Source organism: Streptomyces sp. SID3212 (assembly GCF_009865405.1).
Taxonomy (GTDB): Bacteria; Actinomycetota; Actinomycetes; order Streptomycetales; family Streptomycetaceae; genus Streptomyces.
Window position 1 is genome coordinate 1 of the sequence record NZ_WWJY01000438.1, and the last position, 1,823, is coordinate 1,823.

At 69.5% G+C, this 1,823-nt stretch carries 1 protein-coding gene; it reads right to left on the reverse strand.

The features are described from left to right. The coding region (locus tag GT042_RS13025; protein ID WP_161308865.1) for a hypothetical protein at positions 1 to 998 on the reverse strand (998 nt) is incomplete at its 3' end. Between the last annotated feature and the right edge of the window lie 825 nt (positions 999 to 1,823).

Genomic DNA, 1,823 nt, shown 5'->3' on the forward strand with positions numbered 1-1,823 from the left:
TTCCACCACCCGCCGGGGGTCGCCCCGGGGCCCGACGGCACCCGGTAGCGCGGGCACGCCGACGCCCAGTCGAGGTGCCCGCGCACGAACTGGGCGAGCCCCTCCACGTACCGGCGCAGCGCGGTGTGCGCCTCCTTGGCCACCTGCTCCGACAGCCGCTCGAAGAGCACCATGACGCGGTCCCGCATCGCCACGGCACGCACCAGCGCGCGAGCGGGATCGCAGTCGTGTTCCCGGCACAGGACGTCGATCAGGTTGAGGTTGTCGTCGGCCCGCTGGAGTTCCTTGTTGCGGGAGTACAGGTCGTTGTCCCAGCTCACCAGCGTCCAGGTGATCTCCGTCAGGGCGCGGACGCGTGGATCCTCCATGTCCCGGTCCGGTACGGAGAAGCCCCCGACGATCTCGATCATCGCGGTGGACGGGGCCATGCCGATGGAGCGCATCCAGAGCGTGATGTAGTCGTCCAGCGTGGGCAGTTCGGGGCTCCTGCGCCAGGAGGCCTCCCACACCACGCCCGAGGTGTACACCCGCATCGCGTCCGTCCAGCGCCGCAACTGCTTGGGCGACGCGAGCCGTTCCAGATCCGTGCGCAGCGCGCGCAGGGCGGAGGTGTGCGGCGAGTCGGCGGCGGAGTGGGCGGCCGGGGCCTCGAGGGCGCGCATGATGCGCGAGGTTTCCTGGGCGAGCAGATCGGCGGTGGCACCGGACTCGTCACACACACTGTCGTCGAGCGAGAACAGCACCGCGTGGAACTTGGACATCAGCGTCAGTGGTTCCACCTGCCCGTACGGCATCGTCGACGCGGTGAGACCACCGAAGTCGCAGACGGCCAGCCGTTCGATCTGGTGCTCGTCGGTGTCGAGTCGCTGCCGGAGCATCCACTCCACCGTCACCTGGTTCAAGGTGTCGGCGCCCGGATGTCTGACGGGCGGGAAGGGACAGTAGAACGGCACAGCGGGCAGCTGCTGGGCCGAGGTCTGTTCCGAGACACAGGTCATGATCGGCCTCCTGTATGCGGCGAGAGGAGCGGTATGTGCCGGTTGTGTGCCGAGGGCGTGCCGGTGGTGCGCCGGAGCGCTGCCTTGCTGTGGGGGTGACTGATGGAGCGTATATGCCCGGGTCGGATCGTCAACTGCATATCAACTGGCCACTGCTTGGCTGAAATTGACTGATCGTGCGGGCGAGGACGTCACTTCGGAAGGCGTGTCGGCCCGGCTCCGGCGGCTTCTCCCGTCCACGGGGCGCCGCGTGCGTGGGGGAGGAGGATCGCTCACGGGGTGTTCATGGCTGACCTGTATCGGTCGGGACAACGTCCGGATCACTACGGAATACGTCTTTGACCGGTCGTACGGAGAGACGGACGCACGCGGTCCGCCTACCTTTCCGGACGGGCGCGTCGGTAAGTGTCAACGGGGAAGAACCGCAGGCCAACCCACCTGGCATATGCCCACCGCTGCCCATCGAGAGGGTGTGCGCGGGGGTGTTCGTGGGGCTTCTGGGGGGTCCTGGTGTGTGCGTGCTGGTGTGCTGGAGTGCGCGCGGTGTGTGTGCGTCGTGTGGTCGCGGTGTGTTCGGCCCCGCATGCCGGTGGCCCCTCCCGGGGGAGGGGCCACCGGCCCGAGGCGCGCCGCCCCCGTCCCCACGGTGCGGCGCGGGTGGATCGTCGTCATCCGCTCCGGGACGACGGTCCACCGGTCATGAGGGCCGGGTGACTCCGGCCAGAACGCCCTCGCGGGCGTGTGTCGTGGCGCCGTCGCGCGCGTCGGTCGTCGCACCCGCGTGGGCGGGTTTCGCCGCGCTCTCGCGGACGGGCGCCGTGACGC